This is a genomic window from Acidobacteriota bacterium (assembly GCA_016716905.1).
Taxonomy (GTDB): domain Bacteria; phylum Acidobacteriota; class Vicinamibacteria; order Vicinamibacterales; family SCN-69-37; genus SYFT01.
Map to the genome: position 1 here is coordinate 1,123,375 of JADJUS010000022.1, position 19,047 is coordinate 1,142,421.

The 19,047-nt window shown below is 65.3% G+C and carries 15 protein-coding genes; 7 read left to right on the forward strand and 8 right to left on the reverse strand.

Annotated features, from left to right (window positions below):
- Nucleotides 1-43 precede the first annotated feature (43 nt).
- The 7 genes from IPL75_21040 (at nt 44) to IPL75_21070 (ending at nt 10,423) form a co-directional block, all read left to right on the forward strand.
- Nucleotides 44-1,402, forward strand: a complete 1,359-nt coding sequence (locus IPL75_21040; protein ID MBK9242682.1) for a DEAD/DEAH box helicase family protein — start codon at nt 44-46, stop codon at nt 1,400-1,402.
- Nucleotides 1,399-2,241, forward strand: coding sequence for an SWF/SNF helicase family protein (locus IPL75_21045; protein ID MBK9242683.1), 843 nt, complete (start codon nt 1,399-1,401; stop codon nt 2,239-2,241). Before IPL75_21040 ends, IPL75_21045 begins: the two co-directional genes overlap by 4 nt.
- Nucleotides 2,238-5,429, forward strand: coding sequence for an N-6 DNA methylase (locus tag IPL75_21050; protein ID MBK9242684.1), 3,192 nt, complete (start codon nt 2,238-2,240; stop codon nt 5,427-5,429). Before IPL75_21045 ends, IPL75_21050 begins: the two co-directional genes overlap by 4 nt.
- 81 nt (nt 5,430-5,510) lie before the next feature.
- The gene (locus IPL75_21055) at nt 5,511-5,771 is read left to right on the forward strand and encodes a type II toxin-antitoxin system Phd/YefM family antitoxin (GenBank protein MBK9242685.1); all 261 of its coding nucleotides are present in this window, start codon (nt 5,511-5,513) and stop codon (nt 5,769-5,771) included.
- Nucleotides 5,768-6,157: a type II toxin-antitoxin system VapC family toxin gene (locus IPL75_21060; protein ID MBK9242686.1), complete on the forward strand. Its 390-nt coding sequence runs from the start codon at nt 5,768-5,770 to the stop codon at nt 6,155-6,157. Before IPL75_21055 ends, IPL75_21060 begins: the two co-directional genes overlap by 4 nt.
- A 54-nt stretch (nt 6,158-6,211) precedes the next feature.
- Nucleotides 6,212-7,735 carry a polysulfide reductase NrfD gene (gene nrfD, locus IPL75_21065; protein ID MBK9242687.1) on the forward strand — a complete coding sequence of 508 codons (1,524 nt, stop codon included), beginning with the start codon at nt 6,212-6,214 and terminating at the stop codon, nt 7,733-7,735.
- Nucleotides 7,736-10,423, forward strand: coding sequence for a molybdopterin-dependent oxidoreductase (locus IPL75_21070; protein MBK9242688.1), 2,688 nt, complete (start codon nt 7,736-7,738; stop codon nt 10,421-10,423).
- A gap of 137 nt (nt 10,424-10,560) precedes the next feature.
- Here the strand turns inward: IPL75_21070 and IPL75_21075 are convergent, their stop codons facing one another.
- The 8 genes from IPL75_21075 to IPL75_21110 are packed head-to-tail and all read right to left on the reverse strand — an operon-like array spanning nt 10,561 to nt 19,028.
- Complete coding sequence (locus tag IPL75_21075; protein ID MBK9242689.1) at nt 10,561-10,857, reverse strand: hypothetical protein; 297 nt, start codon at nt 10,855-10,857, stop codon at nt 10,561-10,563.
- Nucleotides 10,854-11,666, reverse strand: coding sequence for a sulfite exporter TauE/SafE family protein (locus IPL75_21080; protein ID MBK9242690.1), 813 nt, complete (start codon nt 11,664-11,666; stop codon nt 10,854-10,856). The genes IPL75_21075 and IPL75_21080 overlap by 4 nt, the downstream gene beginning before the upstream one ends.
- 32 nt (nt 11,667-11,698) lie before the next feature.
- On the reverse strand, nt 11,699-12,640 hold the full coding sequence (locus IPL75_21085; protein ID MBK9242691.1) for a 2-dehydropantoate 2-reductase: 942 nt from the start codon (nt 12,638-12,640) through the stop codon (nt 11,699-11,701).
- A 45-nt stretch (nt 12,641-12,685) separates the two neighbouring features.
- On the reverse strand, nt 12,686-14,065 hold the full coding sequence (locus IPL75_21090) for a peptidase M14 (protein MBK9242692.1): 1,380 nt from the start codon (nt 14,063-14,065) through the stop codon (nt 12,686-12,688).
- Nucleotides 14,062-14,568 (reverse strand): histidine phosphatase family protein, encoded by a 507-nt coding sequence (locus IPL75_21095; GenBank protein ID MBK9242693.1) that lies wholly within the window; start codon nt 14,566-14,568, stop codon nt 14,062-14,064. Before IPL75_21095 ends, IPL75_21090 begins: the two co-directional genes overlap by 4 nt.
- Nucleotides 14,565-15,848, reverse strand: a complete 1,284-nt coding sequence (locus IPL75_21100; protein MBK9242694.1) for an amino acid permease — start codon at nt 15,846-15,848, stop codon at nt 14,565-14,567. Before IPL75_21100 ends, IPL75_21095 begins: the two co-directional genes overlap by 4 nt.
- Before the next feature lie 19 nt (nt 15,849-15,867).
- Nucleotides 15,868-17,844 carry a hypothetical protein gene (locus tag IPL75_21105; GenBank protein ID MBK9242695.1) on the reverse strand — a complete coding sequence of 659 codons (1,977 nt, stop codon included), beginning with the start codon at nt 17,842-17,844 and terminating at the stop codon, nt 15,868-15,870.
- The gene (locus tag IPL75_21110; GenBank protein ID MBK9242696.1) at nt 17,841-19,028 is read right to left on the reverse strand and encodes an aminomethyl transferase family protein; all 1,188 of its coding nucleotides are present in this window, start codon (nt 19,026-19,028) and stop codon (nt 17,841-17,843) included. Before IPL75_21110 ends, IPL75_21105 begins: the two co-directional genes overlap by 4 nt.
- Between the last annotated feature and the right edge of the window lie 19 nt (nt 19,029-19,047).

Here is a 19,047-nt window from a genome sequence, read left to right on the forward strand (position 1 = left end):
TGGCAAATTCTGCAATGTCGAGCGCCTCGGGGAGTGGCAGAAGGTGCGAGGCCTGCCTGTACAAGGCGATCTGATCTGGATCCGACAACAGCGCTGGCGCGTCCAGGCCACCCACACGGGAGCCGGCCTGACGCGTGTGGTGGTGGACGATGGGCGCGCTACGCGTCCGCGGACCTTCCTGCTGCCCGTCGAGCCGTGGACCAGCGACCAGCCGGGGCGCACTCGGGGCGTCTCACGCCAGCGTGCGCTCGCCTGGCTTGCGGCGTGTTCGGCCCGCGCGTGCGCCGCGTCCACGCCCACATCAATCGTCCACGCGCGCACCACCCTCTTCGCGTATCAACTTGAGCCCGCGCTGGCAGTGCTCGCGGGCGCACGGCGAGTGCTCATCGCGGATGGCGTGGGCCTGGGGAAAACCGTGCAGGCTGCGCTCATCGTGGCCGAAACGCTGCGGCGCGAGGCAGACGCGCGAGTGCTTGTGCTGGTGCCGCCGCCGCTCATGGCGCAGTGGGCAGACGAGTTGGAGACGCGCTTCGGTGTGCCCGTGTTTGCGGCAGACGCCGCGTCGTTCGCTCGGCTTCGGGCCGACCGCCCATACCTGAGCAATCCCTGGGAAAGTGCAGGCGTGTGGCTGGTCTCGCCTGATTACCTGAAACAGCCACACATTCTCGAGACCCTGCCGCGCCGCGGATTTGACGCGGTGGTGATTGACGAGGCCCACGCCATGGCCGGCGACTCACAGCGCCGCTGGGCGATCGACACGATCGCACGTTCGGCCCGGCGCGTCATTTTGCTCACCGCCACGCCGCACGACGGCGATGACACGCGGTTCCGCCGCTTGATCGATCTGGGCGCCACTGGTGCGAAGGCCGACGCACTCGTGATCTTCCGCCGCGCCGGCGCGCGACCGTCTCGTCGCACACGGCGTGTGGATGTCAACGCCGGACCGGGCCTGTCGCAGGTCCTTGATGCCATCGATGCGTTTGAACGCACCGCGCAGCCGTCATCACCGTGCGAAGGTCTGCGCCTGATTTGTGGCGTGTTCCGAAAGCGCGCGCTGTCATCGCTGGCTGCGTTTCATGCCTCCCTTGAGCGACGCCTCGCGTTGGTCACCAGCGCCGAAGCGGGAGCGGCCGGCTCCGACTGGGTGCAGCTCGAGTTCTTCGGCACGGACCTCGTTCCCGGCGACGAGTGGGCGGTGCTCGCCGGCGACGCAGGCCTGTCGGCCGCGCAAGAGCGCACATGGCTGTTGCGGCTTCAGGGTGTGTCCGCGCGCGCCATGGCCTCTGGGCGTGGCGACCCGAAATTGACGCGCTTGCGCGATCTCCTGCGACGGTCGGACGAACCCGCGGTCGTCTTCACTGAATACCGCGACACGTTGCAGGCGGTGGCCGGTGCGCATTGACCGACCTGCGGCACCTGGTGGTCTTGCACGGCGGCTTGTCAGGCACCGCGCAGCGCCATGCCCTGCGCGAATTCCTGGAGGGTCGCGCCAACACCTTGCTGGCGACTGACGTGGCGAGTCAGGGTCTCAACCTGCAACACCGCGCGCGATGGGTGGTCAACGTGGACGTGCCGTGGACACCCATGCGACTGGAGCAGCGGGTGGGCCGCGTTGACCGCATCGGTCAATCGCGGTCCGTGCACGTGACGATGCTCGGCGTCCGCCATGAGGCAGACAACGCGCTCCGGGCGCGGGTGGCGGCGCGGCAGCACCTCTGTGCCGCCGCGCCGCTGCCCTCATGCACGCGCTGGACGCGCGCGGCGGTCAGTCTCGCGCGCTGGTTCACGCGCCAGCGGGCGCTGGCCGCCCACTGGCGCGGCCCGGACCCGGCGGCCGTGCCGCGCGCCGTGGTGCCGCTCGCATTGATGCGGCGCGTGATTGCCGCGCCGGGCGCCGCGCCACTCGCGCCCGCCATCACCATCGTCGAAATCCCGCTGGTGAGCGGCGCGGGCGATGTGGTGGAGCGGCACCTGGGGTTGGCGACCGGCGCGGATGGGCCGAACCCGGCGCTGGTGCGCCGTGCGCGGGCGCTCAGCGCCCGCGCGCGGCGCCGCCGGCGCCGGCTCGCGGCCGCGCTCGCGGAGGACGTCCCGGCTGCACCACAGCAGCCGGGACTGTTTGACGCGCGCGCGCTGACAGCAGCCGCGCCTGGCGACAGCGCCGCAGCGTACGGGCCCGACGAGGACGTCGTCCTCGTCGGGCCCGCGCGTGCGCTGCTGATCCTGGAGGCGCGCCGGTGACAATGCCGGGCGTCGGCGGCTGGTTGCTGCCGGCGCGGTTCCTGGCCGAGCGCATCGCGCCGATCGCCACGAGCGACCAGCGCGTCCAGGCGCAATGGGCGCGCTGGTGGCGCGACGTCTCGCACGCCTGTGGCCCTGCCACAGGCGTGCGAACGCTTTTCGACACGGCGGCCATGCCCCTGTTCGGCCGCCTCGGATTCCGCGCGCGTAATCCACGGTTCGCGCCTGGGGGCGCCACGGCGACGCTCCTGACGCCCGGTGGCCAGACGATCGCGTTACTCGTGAGGCCGTGGGCCGATCGCCCGCCCGCCTTGTTTCGTGAGGCCACAAGCGCCGCTCGGGATGCCGGCGCCAACTGGTGCTGCGTCTTCGCGCCACCCACGCTCTCCATCGTGCCTGCCTCGGGCAACGTCACAAGGCGCAGTCTCGACTTCACGTTTCCCGCTGCGGCCGACCCTGGCTCACTCGGAATCTTCCTCATGCTCGCCGGCTCTGCGGCATTCGACACCGGCGCGCTCGACCATTGGCTCGATGCCGCCCGCACAGACGCGGCGAGAGTGCGCGTGGATCTGCAGCAGGGCGTGATCGACGCGCTCGCAGAACTCACACAAGTGTTGACGCGAGCCACACGCGCCACACCCACGGGCGAAGCGCTCACGCTCGTCTACCGTATCCTCTTCCTGATGTTCGCCGAGTCGCGCGATCTCGTGCCTCGTCACCATCCGGTCTATCGCGACACCTACACGCTCTCGTCGCTATGCAGCGAGGCCCTACGCGCCACGCCGGCTCGCGGCCTGTGGGACGGCCTGGCGGCCATCAGCCGCCTGTCCCGGCAGGGCGGCCAGGTGGACACGTTGCAGGTGTTCCCCTTCAACGGTCATCTCTTTTCCTCGCAGGCAGCGCCGACGCTGGAGTCCACGCGCGGTGGCGGACGCCGCACACGCGACAGCGACGCGCGAGATCTCGCCGTCAGTCGGGCACTTGTTTCCCTCGGCACGCGCCGTGAACCAGCGGGTCGCGTGGCCATCTCCTACGCTGATCTTGGCGTCGAAGAACTCGGTGCCGTCTACGAACGGGTGCTGGACGTTGAGGCCACTCCGGGGGCTCAGGTTCACAGGCCATCCGCCAGGCGCCACTCCGCGAAGCGCAAAGACACCGGCACGTTCTACACGCCACAGGTGCTGGCGGACTTCGTCGTACAACGCACCCTCGCGCCGTTGGTCGAAGAAGCATCCGCCGACCGGCTGCTCGAACTTCGTGTGGTGGACCCGGCGATGGGCTCCGGCGCGTTCCTCGTCGCGGCGCTCCGGTACATGGGCGCGGCCTACGAACGTGCGCTCGTCCGCGATGGCCGCTGCGCGCAGTCGGATGTCACTGACTCCGATCGCGCCGCGTTTCGACGACGCATCGCGCAGCAGTGCCTGTTTGGCGTGGATGCCAATCCAGTGGCGGTGCAGGTCGCGCGTCTTTCGCTCTGGCTGGCCACTCTGGCGCACGCGCGGCCCCTCAGCTTCCTGGACCATCGACTCCGCACCGGCAACAGCCTGGTCGGCGCGTCGCCTGCGGACCTTCTGCGGTCTCCCGGCGCAAGCACGCACGAACTCCCGCTGTTTGATTCCGGTAGTTCGCGCCTCGAAGTGATGTTGCGACGAGTGGTGCCCACGCTCGCCGATCTCGGCACTCAGGCCGACGACTCAGTGCAGGACGTCCGGCGCAAGGAAGCCACGTGGGCGGAACTACGCGACGACTCGCACCCACTCTCGCGCTGGCGGCTGGCTGTGAGCCTCTGGTGCGCGCAATGGTTCTGGCCCGCTGGCACCCGTCGTCCGTCCCCGGCCGAGATTCGCGCCGGAGGAGACGCGCTCGTGCGCGGGTCTGGTGATCTGGCCAGCACCGAAGTTGGTCGCCTTGCGAGCATTGCCACTGCCACGTCGGCTGCCCAACAGTTCTTCCACTGGCCTCTTGAATTCCCGGAAGTGTTCTATGACTCCGGCGGAGTGCTGCGGCCGACAGGCGGATTCGACGCGGTGATTGGCAACCCGCCCTGGGAAATGGTGCGGCGCGACAGTTCGTCAGGTCGCAGGTCTGCCGTACGCGATCCGCTCGTGACGTTCGTCCGCGAGTCGGGACTGTTTCCCCTCTGCCGGCGCGGGCATCTCAACCTGTACCAACCCTTCGTCGAGCGAAGCCTGTCGCTGGTCAGGCCAGGAGGCCGCGTGGGCCTGGTCGTCCCCTGGGGCTTCGCGGTAGACGACGGGGCGAGCGGGCTACGGTCGGCGCTTGTTGACGCCGCCGCCCTCGACACCATCGTCGGATTCGACAACGCGCGGGGGCTGTTTCCAATTCACCGGGGACTGAGGTTCGCTGTGGTGGTGGCGGCTCCCGGAGGGCCGCGCCGCGATATCCACGCGCGCTTTGGTGTGACTACAGCCGAGACCATTCAGGAGATGACCGCAGCCGCTGAAGACCCGTTGCCCATTCAACTGTCCGCCGAGGCAGTGGCCGAAGTTGGTGGACCTTCCAGGCGCATTCCCGACCTTCGTGATGACGACGGCATGGTGTGGCTGCTGGAGGTGATGCGTGCGCATCCAGCGATTGGCGGTGCTGATGGTTGGCAGGCACGATTCAGCCGGGAACTGAATGCCACCGACGACCGCGACGCCTTCAGCACAAAGGCCGGGTCCGGCGGCCTGCCGGTGGCCGATGGAAAACACATCGCTCCGTTTGTGGTGAACGTCGAGCAGTGCGAGCGTTTCATCCGGGCGCAGACGGCCGAGCGACGCCTGTCCGAGCGGCGCTTCACCCGGCCGCGACTCGCGTATCGGGACGTGTCGGGCGTAGGCAATCAGTTCACGTTGATCGCGGCGGTGATGCCGGCCGGCGTGGTCACCACACACACGCTGTTTTGCCTGCGCAACGAACTACCGATCGAACAGCAACATTTTTTGTGCGGAGTCTTCAACTCGGCCGTGCTCAACCGCGTGGTGCGGCTGCTCATGGGCGGCCACGTCACGACCAGCCTTGTGGAACAGCTGCCGGTGCCGCGTTGGGAGGCCACACGCGTCCAGCTGCGCATCGCTTCCATTGCGGCCAGATTGGCGGATCCGGGTCTGGGTAATTCGGTCAGAACTCGACTGACGGATCGCCTGAATCAGGATGTCGAACGGCTGTACGTGAAAAGGGACTAAAAGGAGGAATCGTGGAGTGGCGTGATCATTTTGATGTACACAAACGGTTGATTAATAGGTTTTTGACTATATGGTGTGACCATGTCTATACTCACAATCGTGGAAGAGATGGCGATCTCCAAGTTCAAGGCGACCTGCCTGTCAGTGGTGGAGCGCGTGCGCAAGACGCGCGCGCCTATCCTGATCACGCGCCATGGCGTGCCGGTGGCGCAAATCGGGCCGCCGCAGCCTGCCGCACAGCCCAAGAGCTGGCTTGGCAGCATGGCTGGCACGGTCACGATTCTCGGCGACATCGTCGGGCCTGTGACGGACCCGGACGATTGGGAAGCGATGCGGGATTGAGGCTGCTGCTCGATACGCATATCTGGCTCTGGAGCCTCTCTGCCCCAGACCGGCTCACGCCTCAAGTGCGGCGAGCCCTCGCGAAGCCTGCCAATGAGCTGTGGCTCTCGCCCATCAGCACGTGGGAAGTGGTGCAGTTGGTGGAGAAAAAGAGAATCCGGATTGAAGGCCACTTCGAGGCGTGGCTGCCACAAGCCAGGGGCAGTCTGCGTGAAGCACTGCTGTCGCACGACGTGGCCGCAGCGGTGGCTGACGTTCGCCTGCCGCATCGCGACCCCGCTGATCTTCTGCTGGTGGCCACGTCCCGTGTTCTGAATCTGACCCTGGTGACGGCAGACGAACGGATCATCGACGCGAAGCAGGTACCAACTCTCGCAAATCGATAACGTGCCTGCCCGCCGGAGCCGTTTTGCGGCGGAGGCGGGTTATAGTCCACACGCGTGCCCAATTACGGCTTCGTTATCGATCTGAAGAAGTGCATCGGCTGTCACGCCTGCACGATCGCATGTAAGGCCGAGCACGACATTCCGGTCGGCGTGAACCGATGCTGGGTCAAGACGGTCGAGAAGGGCCGTTTCCCGGACGCGGAGCGGCTGTTCCTGCCGGTGTTATGCAACCAGTGCGCAGACGCGCCGTGCATGAAGATCTGTCCGACCAGCGCCCTCTTCCGTCGTCACGACGGCATCGTCGATCTACATGGCGACTCGTGCATTGGCTGCAAAGCGTGCATGGCCGCGTGCCCCTACGATCAGCTCTTTATCGATCCGAACACACGCACCGCAGAGAAGTGCAACTTCTGCGCGAACCGGGTGGAGAATCATCTGGAGCCGGCGTGCGTCAGTGTGTGCCCCACAGAATGCCGGATCTTCGGTGACATGGACGACCCCACCACCGAGGTGGCGCAGATTGTGGAGCGCGAGGCGTTTACGGTGCGCAAGCCGGAGAAGGGCACGGGCCCGAAGGTCTTTTACCTGGCTGCTGACGAGAGCATTATCCGGCCCGAGATTGCGTCACGCCCCTTCATGTTCAAGGAAGGTGGCGTACACCTGCGGCCGCTGGGTTCGAAGGACCCCGACCCGCAGTCCCCAGGCGACCCGCGCGTGGACTACGACGTGCCGCACAAGAAGGCCTGGGGGATTGACCTCGTGTTGTACCTGCTGACCAAAGGCATCTCGACGGGCGCCCTTTTTATCGGTGCAATCCTGTGGCTGATGGGCGACCGGAGCGCGCTGTCGGGTCTGGCCGCGCCGCTCGTGGCGTCCGTGTTCTCGGCATTGACGGCAGTCGTGCTCGTCATGGATCTGGAACGACCGGAGCGGTTCTACTACATCCTCACCCGGCCCAACTGGAGCTCCTGGATGGCGCGCGGTGCGTTCATCCTGATGGCCCATGGGGCTGTCGGTGGCCTCTGGGTGTTGGCCTGGCTCCTGGGCGCACCGTCGCTGATTACAGTGCTCGCGGTCGTGACAGTGCCTGTCGCGCTGGCGGCCACGGCGTACACGGGCCTGCTCTTCGCGCAGGGACTGGCCCGCGATCTCTGGCAGGGCCCGTTTCCGACAATTGACCTCATCGCGCAGGCCGCCATGGAAGGCGCCGCCGCCCTGCTCATTGCGGCCCTCTTCACCACCGTGGATCCGTGGGTGGTGCGCACACTGGGCTGGACACTGGCGGGGGCGACCTCACTGCATCTGTTGATTCTGGTGTCCGAGAATCTGTTGATGCCGAGCCCGACGCTACATCACGAATTGGCGGTTCGCGCGATTCGCCGGGGCGCATACGCGCGGATGTTCTGGGTGGGCGCGCTTGGCCTCGGCGGCCTGGCGCCGCTCGCCCTGTTTGCGGTGGCCGCCACCACAGGCTTCTCGATGACGGCGCTGATTCCGATGGCTATCGTCACCTTGGCGGGCAGCCTGGCGTGGGAATACATCTGGGTAGAGGCGGGACAATGCGTCCCGATTTCGTAAATGGCTGAATTCCGATCGCATCCGCCCGTGTCTGATTGGGACAACTATGTCGATTTCGAATCGACGAGTTGGCCGAAGAAGGACCGGCGCAATTACTGGATCATTCCCAGCATCTGCTTCAACTGCGAGTCGGGCTGTGGCGTCATCGCCTACGTAGACAAAGACACGCTGGACGTTCGCAAGATCGAAGGCAACCCTCTGCACCCTGGCAGCCGCGGCCGTACGTGCGCCAAAGGCGTCGTCACACCGAATCAGCTCGAGGACCCAGACCGCATCCTGTACCCCCTGAGGCGCGTCGGTAAGCGCGGCAGCGGCGAGTGGGCGCGCGTGAGCTGGGATGAGGTGCTGGAAGACATCGGCGGTCGCATCCGAAAGGCCATTCTCGAAGACCGTCGCCGCGAGGTGATGTATCACGTCGGCCGTCCGGGTGAAGACGGCTACGTGAACCGCGTCCTTCAGGCGTGGGGCATCGACGGCCACAACAGCCACACCAATGTGTGCTCATCGTCGGCCCGCCTGGCGCATTTCCTGTGGACGGGTGCCGACCGTCCCTCTCCCGACTACGCGAACGCAAAGACCATCCTACTGCTGTCGTCACATCTCGAATCGGGACACTACTTCAACCCGCACGCGCAGCGCATCATCGAAGGCAAAACCAAAGGCGCCAAGCTCATCGTCATGGACCCGCGCATGTCGAACACGTCGGCGAAGGCCGATGTGTGGATGCCGACCAAGCCGGGCACAGAAGGCGCGATCCTGCTGGCCATCGCGAAATATTTGATCGACTCCGGAAAGTACAATCGCGACTTCGTCAAGCGCTGGGTGAACTGGGAGACGTACCTGACCGCGAGCCGGCCCGACCTACCGGTGACGTTTGACGCATTCGAGATCGCCCTCAAAGAGGAATACGCGCAGTTCACGCCTGAGTACGCTGAAAGCGAGTCGGGCGTCCCGGCGCACAAGATTCTGGAAGCGGCTGAAGCGATTGCCGATGCCGGCACGGCGTTTTCCACTCACAGTTGGCGCGCCGCGGCCGCCGGTCACTTGTGGGGATGGCAGATTACCCGCGCGCTCTACTTCCTCGTGGTCCTGATGGGCGCGGTGGGCGAGAAGGGCGGAGTGAATCTGCACGTCACGAACAAATTCGTGCCGAAGCACCCGAATCCGCCGCCGGCTCCCGAGTACTGGAACGAGTTGCTGTTCCCGAAGGAGTTCCCTCTCGCGTTCTTCGAGATGAGTTTCCTGCTGCCGCATTTCCTCAAAGAAGGCCGCGGCAAGCTCGACGTGTACTTCACGCGCGTCTACAACCCGCTGTGGACCAACCCCGACGGCTTCTCGTGGATGGAGATGCTGGAAGACGAATCGAAGGTGGGCCTCCACGTGGCGCTCACGCCGATGTGGAGCGAGACCGCCTGGTTCGCCGACTACGTGCTGCCAATGGGACTGGGCACCGAGCGGCACGACACGATGAGCCAGGAGACGCACGCGGGACGCTGGCTTGGGTTCCGGCAGCCCGTGCGACGAGTCGCTCTCGAAAAGCGAGGCACGCCAGTTGGCGCTACGCACGAGGCCAACCCCGGCGAAGTGTGGGAAGAGTCGGAATTCTGGATCGCGCTCTCGTGGAAGATCGATCCGGACGGCTCGCTCGGCATTCGCAAATACTTTGAGTCGCCGTATCGCGAGGGCAAGCAGATTACGGTCGATGAGTACTACGGCTGGATGTTCGAAAACTCCGTGCCCGGCCTGCCCGAAGCGGCGAAGAAGGAAGAACTGACGCCGCTCCAATACATGCGCAAGTACGGCGTCTTCAAGGTAGACGACGTGGCGTATAGCAAGGTGCATGAGCAGCCGGTGGAGACCGGTGGTGTGGAGATCGATGGCACGCGGATGACCGGGTTCAATACGCCGTCACGCAAGCTTGAGTTCTTCTCACCGACCCTGGCCGATTGGGGCTGGCCCGAGCACGCGATTCCGCGGTACGTGACCGGGCACGTCTATTGGCGCGACCTTAACCCGGCGGAGAACGAGTTCGATTTGCTGCCGAACTTCCGACTGCCAACTCTGATTCACACCAGAGCGCCGGTGAAGTGGCTGTATGAGATCTCTCACAGCAACCCGCTGTGGATTGCGTCCGGCGACGCTGAGAAGCTCGGCATCGCGATTGGCGATTTGGTGAAGGTCCATACGGGAATCGGCTTCTTTGTCACGAGGGCATGGGTCACCGAAGGTATACGTCCCGGCGTTGTCGCCATGTCGCACCACCTCGGACGATGGCGGCTTGACGAAGACCAGGGCGGCGCCCGCAACGCGTCGGCGCTGGTGCGAATCGCGCGCAGCGCCGACGGCAAGTATGAAATGCGCCAGGTCCATGGCACGCAGCCGTTCAAGAGCAACGACGCCGATAGTGCGCGCGTGTGGTGGACGGAAATCGGTGTGCACCAGAACCTGACGTTCCCCGTGCAGCCCGACCCGGTCAGCGGGATGCATTGCTGGCATCAGCGCGTGCGGCTCGAGAAGGCGGGGCCGGACGACTCTTACGGCGACGTGATGGTGGATACCGCGAAGTCGCACGCACTCTATCTGGAGTGGATGGCCAAGACGCGGCCGGCACCTGGCCCGGATGGCACGCGGCGTCCGCTGTGGTTCGATCGGCCGCTCAAGCCCGTCCGCGCAGCGTACGAGATCTAAGGGGACGGGTCTCGACCTGTGGAAAACTCCGCAGGCAAAAACGACCTCTGAGGTAGTTTTCGATCCCTCCTTCGTGAAAACTACCTCAGAGGTCGTTTTTCGGGCCCAGAGTTTTCCACAGGTCGAGACCCGTCCCCTTATTTGATCAATTTCTCGGCGACCGTGTACGCGAGCAGCACGAGCACAGCCACGCCGGCGGCGGCAAAGGGCCATTCCTTGAGGCGGCACTCGATGATGACGACGTCAATGACGTTGAGAATCGGAATAGCGACCAGCATACCCAGGCCCAGCCACAGCATCGACTGAGCGACCGGCGCCGCAGGCCCGGACACAAACAGGGACAACGCAAGGCCCATCGCCAGCGTGGCGGAGGTGGCCATCAATGCGAGCCGAAGGGCGCGCTTCAACGCAGAGAATTCCTGGTGGTTCGTCATTTGAAGAACAGGTATTCGGCTGCCACCACAGAAAGCACCAAGGCCAGCAGGATCTTCAGTGAACGCACTTTGACTCTCGGGCCGATCCAGAAACCGGCGCGGGAGCCCACGAGCACACCCAGCACACCGGCCGCGGCCAACACGGGGCTGGGCAGGTGACCGCGTGCCACGTTGTCCGCCACGCCAGGGATCGCGGTCACGCCCAGGATCACTGCGCTTGTTGCCGCCGCCACGCGCATCGGCACGCCGCACCATGAATTCAGCGCGGGGACCACCAGCACTCCACCGCCGACGCCGGCGAGCGTGGAAATCACTCCCGCACCAGCGGCAACACCAGCCGCCACCGGAACGCGCTTCAGCCGGTACGCGACAAGTTCTCCGGTGTCGTGATCCTGGAACCAGCCGCCCAGAAACCCCACGTCGTCAACGTGACCGGGCAACACGTTGCGCTGGTTAAGTCTGGAGAGGATGACCGCGGCGACGAGCAAAGCGGTGCCGCCGAAGATCTGCTCGCGCGTGCGCGGCGAGATGTAGTCGAGCATGTACGTGCCCGCGATCGCGCCGACGGCTGCGATGAGCTGGAGCAACATCGCGAGACGAACATTGGCCGACTTCTGTCCGGCTGACGCGAGCGAGACAAAATTCGAAGTCGCAATGACCGTGACAAGACTGACGGCCATCGCCTGTTCGAGGGGAACGTCCAGAACGATGTTGAGGAAGGGAACCAGAAAGATGCCCCCACCTAACCCCAGCAAGGCGCCAAAGGCGCCTGCGCCTATGCCGGCGAGGAAGGTGAAGAGGACGATCATTCAGGTGCATTCATTGTAAATGGGTCACTGCCTCATTGCCCCATTGCCTCATTGGCCAATTTCAAATGGGGCCTGAGGACCGCGTAGAGCGCGCGCATCATGGGCGTGTCCACGCCGACCGCGCGTCCCCGGCGAACCACAGAACCCGGCAGTGACTCCACTTCGATCCGCTTCCCGATTGAGAGATCGATGAGCAGCGACGACCGCGTGCTGGCGGGAATTCCGGCTGTATAAGCGGCGATCTTCTCGACGGTGTCGGCCGCCACGTTGATGCCCGACGCGCGCGCCACACGCTCCACCTCGCGCACCGCGTCCATAAACGCCGCGCGCGATTCCTCGTCAGCCCACAGCGGGCCAATCGGCAGCCGGGCCGCACCCGTAAACGCGGCGAATGGCGCGAGGTAGATGAACTTCTCCCACAGCGGCACCCGAGCGTCGGCAACCGGCTCGGCGTGGATGTCGGCCGAAAGCATGAGGTCGGCCAACGCGCGCACACGCGGTGTCACCTCGGCGGGAGGGTCAAACACTTCGCCGAACACAATCCGCCGGTGAGAACCCGTCTGGCGAATGACACCGGGCGCGTCAATCGCGGTCGCGATATAGGTGGGCCCCGCAAGGACCGCGGCCTTGCCTACAACCTGCGCGAGGTCATCGGCGCTGTCCACCCCGTTCTGCAGCGTCAGGACGGTGGTCCCCTCCCGCATCAGCGCCTTCGCCAACGGGAACGCCGTGTCGTTGTCGTAGGTTTTGACCGCGATGATGACGACATCAACGGCGCCGATGCGCGCAGGGTCATCCTCAGCGGCAACCTTGACGGTGAAATCGCCCTGGACGCCGATGATGCGCAGCCCATTCGCGCGGATCGCATCCCGGTGCGCGCCCCTGGCCACAAAACTGACATCCGCACCCGCCCGCGACAGGAGCGCTCCGTAGTACCCACCCACCGCACCCGCCCCGACAACCGCAATTTTCATCACTGCTCCACTAACAAGGACCTCTGAGGTCGTTTCCCCGTCTTTCTAGGAAACGACCTCAGAGGTCTTAAACACCCGCTCCACCCGATACCTGCCGCCGGGCAACGGCGACAGCAGCATCAGATTGGCTGGCGCGCCTACGGCGATCGCCGAATCCCATTTGCCTTCGGGCATCGCCAACTCCGTCCCAACCTCGGCACCGGGCTGCAGCGGCGCCAGCACTTTGCCCGTGCCATCGACCTCGAACAGGCCGCCCGCGGTCCGCAAATCGCCGATGTCGTCAATCGAATGCTGCGTCACAAGGACGCGCTTGCCGTCTTCAATCCGCACCCGCCGGTTCGCCACCAGGCCGACGTCGCCCGTAAACGTCGGGATGCCAGTGCCTGTGAGGATCGATACGTTGCGGATGATCGTGTAGAACCCGCCCGTCTGGTTCTCCGGCAGCGAGTCGTACCGCGCCGCATCAGCCTTGTGCACAGATCCATCCGCCAACGCGTGCAGCGCGTGGATCAGGGCAGTGTAATTCAGGCGCACCAACATGGGATCAGGGTTGGCCTCAGGCCACGGGCCGGTCTCGACAAGCAGAACCGGTGTCCCCCAGAGCGTCAGGTTGTCTCCGAAGGCGCGCACTTCGAAGCTGTCGTCGTACTTGCCGATACGCCCGAGCGCGAATGGCTCCAGCGCATCGCGGACCACGGCGCCAAGGCGCTTGGTCAAGAGCCGTCCGGCGCTCACCGATCGCTCCTCGTCGTGGGCCACGGAAAGCAGCGAGATGGCCGCGCCCTTCGGCGGCTTCCCCACTGTCGTGCGCCAATTCTGATTGTGCAGGTTGAATCCCACCGCCGGGTTCAACTCGTCCCGGAGCGACTTGAGCAGACGCCCCTCCGGGGTTTGCAGCAACAACGCATCGCGGTTGACGTCGATACTTTGTACGTTGCGCCGCTGGAATCGCTCCGAGCCGTCGGGATTCAGCATCGGCACGGTGTGCACGGTCAGCGCCGACAGCAATTGCTGCACGGCTGGTTCCGTGTCGTGCAGCCGGATGTACTCGTAGATGTCGAACAGCGCAGACGTCGCGGTCGGCTCGTCGCCATGCATCTGCGACCACATCAGGACCACGAGGGGCCCCGTGCCGAATGTGACGTCCCACACCTCACGGCCTTCAAGGGACCGCCCCACCTCGCGCACCCGCACCACACCGCCGCCCGACGCGGCAATGGTCTGGATGCGCGACTTCACCTCGGCATGGTCAACAAGCGGCGACACGGGCGACGACACATGCTCCGCGTCCCACATCCGGGCCAGCACCGGGGGCGAGGGCGCGCCAGTCCGCTGCGCCTCAGGGCCGGCGCCAATCGTGGCACCAGCGGCGCTCGCCAGGACAAATACGGCGCACCGCGATCGCCACCGCCGGCGACTGGTCACGGCTTGAACCGAATGCGAGTGGTGGTGCCGTTGGCCGCCACGAAATACATGCTGTCGTACTCGTCATCGGCCATCGTCACGGCGGAGCCACCCAGAGCCTTCACGACTGCGGGCACGGTGTTGGAATGGCCGACCACCAACACCGCGCCTGTCTTGTGCGACGTGATCTTCGCAATCAGCGCCGCCGCGTCGCGTGCCAGCACCACCTCGGCGGCCACACCAACCTTCGCCGCCAGCGGCGCCCCCGTGTCCTTCGTGCGCCTGTACTCGGTGGTGTAGATGGCCGCGATGCCCGCATCACCGAGCATCGCCGCCAGCTTCTGCGCCCGCGCCTTCCCGGCCTCCGACAACTCCGGGTCCGGGCTCGCGGTCATCGACGTCCCCGGCGACGCGCCATCGTCGGCCCGCTCGGCATGCCGCACCACAATCACCATCTGCGCGTTCGCAAACACCGGAATCGCCATCGCCGCCATCACCACACCCAGAATGAACACCTGTTTCATCGAGATCTCCAACGGGCCACGCCGTACAGGGCGGCACCCACAACGAGCGCGACCAGGCCGACCTGCAGCTGCAACTTGGTTGCGCCGCCGAGAATAGCCAAAGAAACCAATAACGCGACCACGGGAATGACGGGGCCACCGGGGATGGTGAATGCCGCAGGCCCCTGCCGCCGAAGCACCAGCACCGACGCGCAGGTCCCGGCATAGACCATCAACCGGCTGACCGCACTGCTGGCCGCGAGCGTGACAAAGTTTCCCGACAGCGCGAGCCCGAGCGCCACAAGCGAAGTCACCACGATCGCCACAGCCGGTGTGTGGAACCTCGAATGGACGCGGCCGAACACCAGTGGAAGATCACCCTGTTCGGCCAGCGCATACAAGTTGCGCGACCCGGACAGCGCCTGGCCCATGTTGTTCCCGGTCATGGAGACAGCGCCTCCGGTGGTCATCAACAGGGCACCCCATGCACCGATGAAGATCAGCGACGCGTCTGCCAGCGGCCGCTGCGACCCCGCAATATTGGGCAACGTACCCATGGCCACCACCTGCGCCAACGTCATCACCACAGCGACGATGACGATGGTCATGACCATGGCGAAGGGGACGGCGCGTTTCGGATCGCGGGTTTCTCCGGCAGGCACACCCACAACCTCGTAGCCCCCGTACGCAAAGATCAGGAGCAGAGCCGACGTCGAAATCTGCGTCCAGGTCAGGGCGACCTCTGGGCGAAGGGCGTCAAACGCCACGTACGGCAGGCCAAGGAAGATGAAGATCACCAGCGGCGTGAGCTTGCCCACCGTCAGTGCGTTCACCACCCACGCGCTCTGGCGGATGCCGAGCACGTTGATCGTCATGATGGCGAGGACCACGCCCGTGATCACCGCTTCGCGGGCCAAGCCCGGTTGGTCGGCCCCGAGCGCAGGCCAGTAGTACGCAAGCGCCGTGGTGAGCCCATTCACCACTGAGGCCCAGCTGGTGACGCGGGTCACCCACATCATCCAGCCCACTTCGAAGCTGAAGAACCGTCCGAACGCCGCGCGCGTGTAGAGATACGCGCCGCCGGTGCCGTCGAACCGGCTGCCGGCCTCGGCGAAGTTCAGCGCGATCATCAGAGAGAGGATGCCCACCAGCGCAACCGCGATGGCACTCCACGCGCCGATTTGCGTGGCCAGAGGCGCGGCCATGAGGAAGACCGCCCCGCCGATGACCTGGTTCACGCCAATGGCGGTCAGGTCCCACTTGCCAAGTTCTCGCCGCAGACGGCCGGTGGGTTCGCTCATGTTGGCTCGGGAAGTTGTATCACCATAACGCGTCCCAGATGACGAATGAGTCGTGCGCCCCAAACAGAATGAACCCCACTGCTCCCGCCCAACAGGCGGCGACCGCCACCTGCAGGTGCCGGGGATATCGCATGACGCCCAACGAAGCCAGTGCGAGCAGGATAAACACCTCGTACGACGCTCGCTGAGCATTGGCCGGATGACCCCACACCGTCGGGTAGGTGAATGACAGGGTCATCACCGCGTACACCATGAAGGTAATCCCGATGAAACGCCCGGCCCGTTTGATCAAGCCGACCGATAGCGCTGCGACTGCAATGAGCAGGACCGACAACCAGATGGCGGCCCGCGCGAGTTCAGGCACGTGCGCGTGATAGTCCCCACGAGCGAGCACCGACCACAGACCGGCCATACCCACGAACGGCATCGTCAGCGTCGGGGCGGGATAGAAGAAACCATCCCATCCCCAGACGGGCCAGAATCCCGCGGCGACATAGACCCGCCAAGCCACGGCCGGCAGCACGGCGCTCAGCAGCCAGAGTCGATCACGGCGAGTGACACTGGGCACCGTGGCGAACATCGCGAGCGCCGCCACGAACAGGACGCCAGTCTCGCGAATGAGCAGGGACATGGCGAACGCCGCCACCGCCAGCCCGATGCGCCGCGTCGTCACACACCAGTACCCCGCCAGAAGGAACGCGGCAGCCAGCGGTTCGGGCAACACCATGGTGACCGACGCCCAGAACCCAGGCATGGCCAGGACGATCAATCCCCACAAGGCGCTGGCGCCGGCAGTTTGAGCGAGCCTTGCGAGCACGAATGCCGACAGCGCAACACCGGCCAGCACCAGGCCGACCATGGCAGCGGGGTACCACTTCCAGCGACCACCAGACACAACACGCACCAGCCATGAGAAACCGATGCGCCCAAAGCGATACGGCGCCGCATCGGCGACGTCGCGATACCGCTCCGGCGTCGATCGAAACCGTCGCAGAAGCGGATCGAATGCCGCGAAGTATGTGAACTGCGCGTCGTAGCCCTCGTCGGGCTGCAGGAACAAGCTGGCCCTGACGTCGTCGCGCCCCTCGAACAGCGGTGACCGGTCAAAGCCGCTGCCGGATATCCGCAGCAGGCCGCTGAGGTTCCCGTCGAACTCGGTGACGGTATGTCGCACAAACAGAACGCCAATAACCGCCACAACCGCGGCAATCGCCAGCGCGTCAGGGATCGGTCGCCACAGAGGTCGATGCCGGAAGGCCCGCTCCAGAGCGGGCCTTACGTGCATGATCAATGACCAGATCCGCCGGGCCAGCAACACAAGTATCGCCTTGACGAACGCGCCGAGTGGCATCGCAAGGAGAAACGGCGACACCCAGGGCGACACGGTGTGCGCCGTCAGGATGACTGCAACGCCACACGACAGCACGAGATGTGTCTTCACTGCGACTGCGTGCCATCCGGCGGCCGCAGGAACCAAAAGGGCGCCGACGATCAACAACCAGGCGACCACGAGCATCGCCGCGCCGGGCCGTTCGTATTGCGTCGAGTATTCCGGCAGGATCACGAACGGCAACGGACTAGAGCCGGAGCCATGGTGCGTGGCAAGTTCCAGTGACTCAAGCGCCCAGGCGCCGGACGCGCCCACGACCTCGATCACGTGGTTATTGCTCGGCACCCACCCTTGCACGGCCGCGCAGTCAATGCGCTGACTGACTCGGGCCTTGACGCGTACCTGGCACACCGGGTGCCCGTCGGCGACAATCGAAAAATCTGCGGGCGCGGACCCGTCATTCCTGACGAGCGCAATCACAGCGACTGGCGCGGCGAGTGCCTGGGCTCGCTCGTCGTGTGCGGTTTCCACCCGCACGCGCCCTTCCTCGGCCACGATAGGGTCCCTGACAATCTTGGCGCGCTGGCCGTCGAAAGAGACAAAGACCCGCGTGGCCAACACTGTGCACAGCGCGCTCGCGATGAGCACGGCCGTGCCGAGTTTCACGCCGTCTTTCTCGCCGGGTTAAAAAACGGCGTCATCGTCACCGTCGCGGGCGCACGGTGGCGCACAGCCTCCACGGTGTGCTCCACCTCCACCTTGGTGCCGACCGCCATGTGGGATGCGTTGACCGTGGCAAGGCCGATCATCTGTTTCAACACCGGCGACCAGGTGGACGACGTCATGCGGCCGATCTGGACACCGCCCGCGTACACCGGCACAGCGACGCGGGACGCGGTGGCGAGCGCCATCGGGGGCAGACCGACAGCTTCGTACAGCCGCTCGACGGACGGCCAGTCGAGCGTGAGGCCGACGATGCGTCGTCTCGGGGCGACGGCATGTTCGGCCGCCAGAGCTGCGCGGCCGACAAAGCGCTCCTTGTTGAAATCAACGAGCCGGCCCAGGCCCAGCTCAAACGGCGAGTAGATCTGCGCCGCGGTTACGGCCTTTCGCACACTGAAAAAATCCACGTCGATCAAGAGCAAGCCGGCCTCGACGCGAGAGACGTCCAGAGCCAGCATGCCCGCGGGCAGCAGTCCGTGCGCGGGTCCGGCCGCAACGATGGCGTCCCAGACCTTGAGTGCCTGGGCGCGATCCATCCACAGTTCGTAGCCGAGATCGCCGGTATAACCCGTGCGCGAAACATCGACGTCGGCGCCCGCAATCTTCACGCTGGTCATCCCGAAGTACTTCACCCCGTCGATGTCCCCGTCAACGATGCTTCCCAGGAGGGCTGCTGAGGTGGGGCCCTGAAGCGCGAGTGCCGCCACCTGCTCGGAGACGTCCTCGATCTGAACATCCAGACCGGCCGACTGCTGGCGGAACCAACGCAGATTCGGTTCCGCTGCGGTCCAGCGGAACGCCTGTTCCCCCAGTCGAGTCACTGTGCCATCGTCCAGCACGCGGCCCTGCTCGTTGCACCAGGGGGTGTAGATGACCTGGCCGGGCCGCATTCGATGCGCGTCGCGAGTGATGACGCGGTCAACGAGGTGGACAGCACCAGGTCCGGTGACCATGTACTTGAACAGCGGGGAGATGTCGATCAGGGCCGTGCCGTTCCTGATGGCGTTGTATTCGTGGTCGTGATGGGTTTCGTATGCGCTCGCGGTGTAGTACCCCGCCCAATCGCGGTAGTTGAGGCTCTGGCACAGCGGCAATGTGCGGTCGTGAAACGGCGTACCGACGGGCATGGAGGAATATTACTCGGGG

Coding starts and splice junctions, on each gene's coding strand:
- IPL75_21055 (MBK9242685.1), top strand. CDS start 5,511: ATGTCTATACTCACAATCGTGGAAGAGATGGCGATCTCCAAGTTCAAG.
- IPL75_21070 (MBK9242688.1), top strand. CDS start 7,736: ATGGCTGAATTCCGATCGCATCCGCCCGTGTCTGATTGGGACAACTAT.
- IPL75_21075 (MBK9242689.1), bottom strand. CDS start 10,857: ATGACGAACCACCAGGAATTCTCTGCGTTGAAGCGCGCCCTTCGGCTC.
- IPL75_21080 (MBK9242690.1), bottom strand. CDS start 11,666: ATGATCGTCCTCTTCACCTTCCTCGCCGGCATAGGCGCAGGCGCCTTT.
- IPL75_21085 (MBK9242691.1), bottom strand. CDS start 12,640: ATGAAAATTGCGGTTGTCGGGGCGGGTGCGGTGGGTGGGTACTACGGA.
- IPL75_21095 (MBK9242693.1), bottom strand. CDS start 14,568: ATGAAACAGGTGTTCATTCTGGGTGTGGTGATGGCGGCGATGGCGATT.
- IPL75_21100 (MBK9242694.1), bottom strand. CDS start 15,848: ATGAGCGAACCCACCGGCCGTCTGCGGCGAGAACTTGGCAAGTGGGAC.
- IPL75_21110 (MBK9242696.1), bottom strand. CDS start 19,028: ATGCCCGTCGGTACGCCGTTTCACGACCGCACATTGCCGCTGTGCCAG.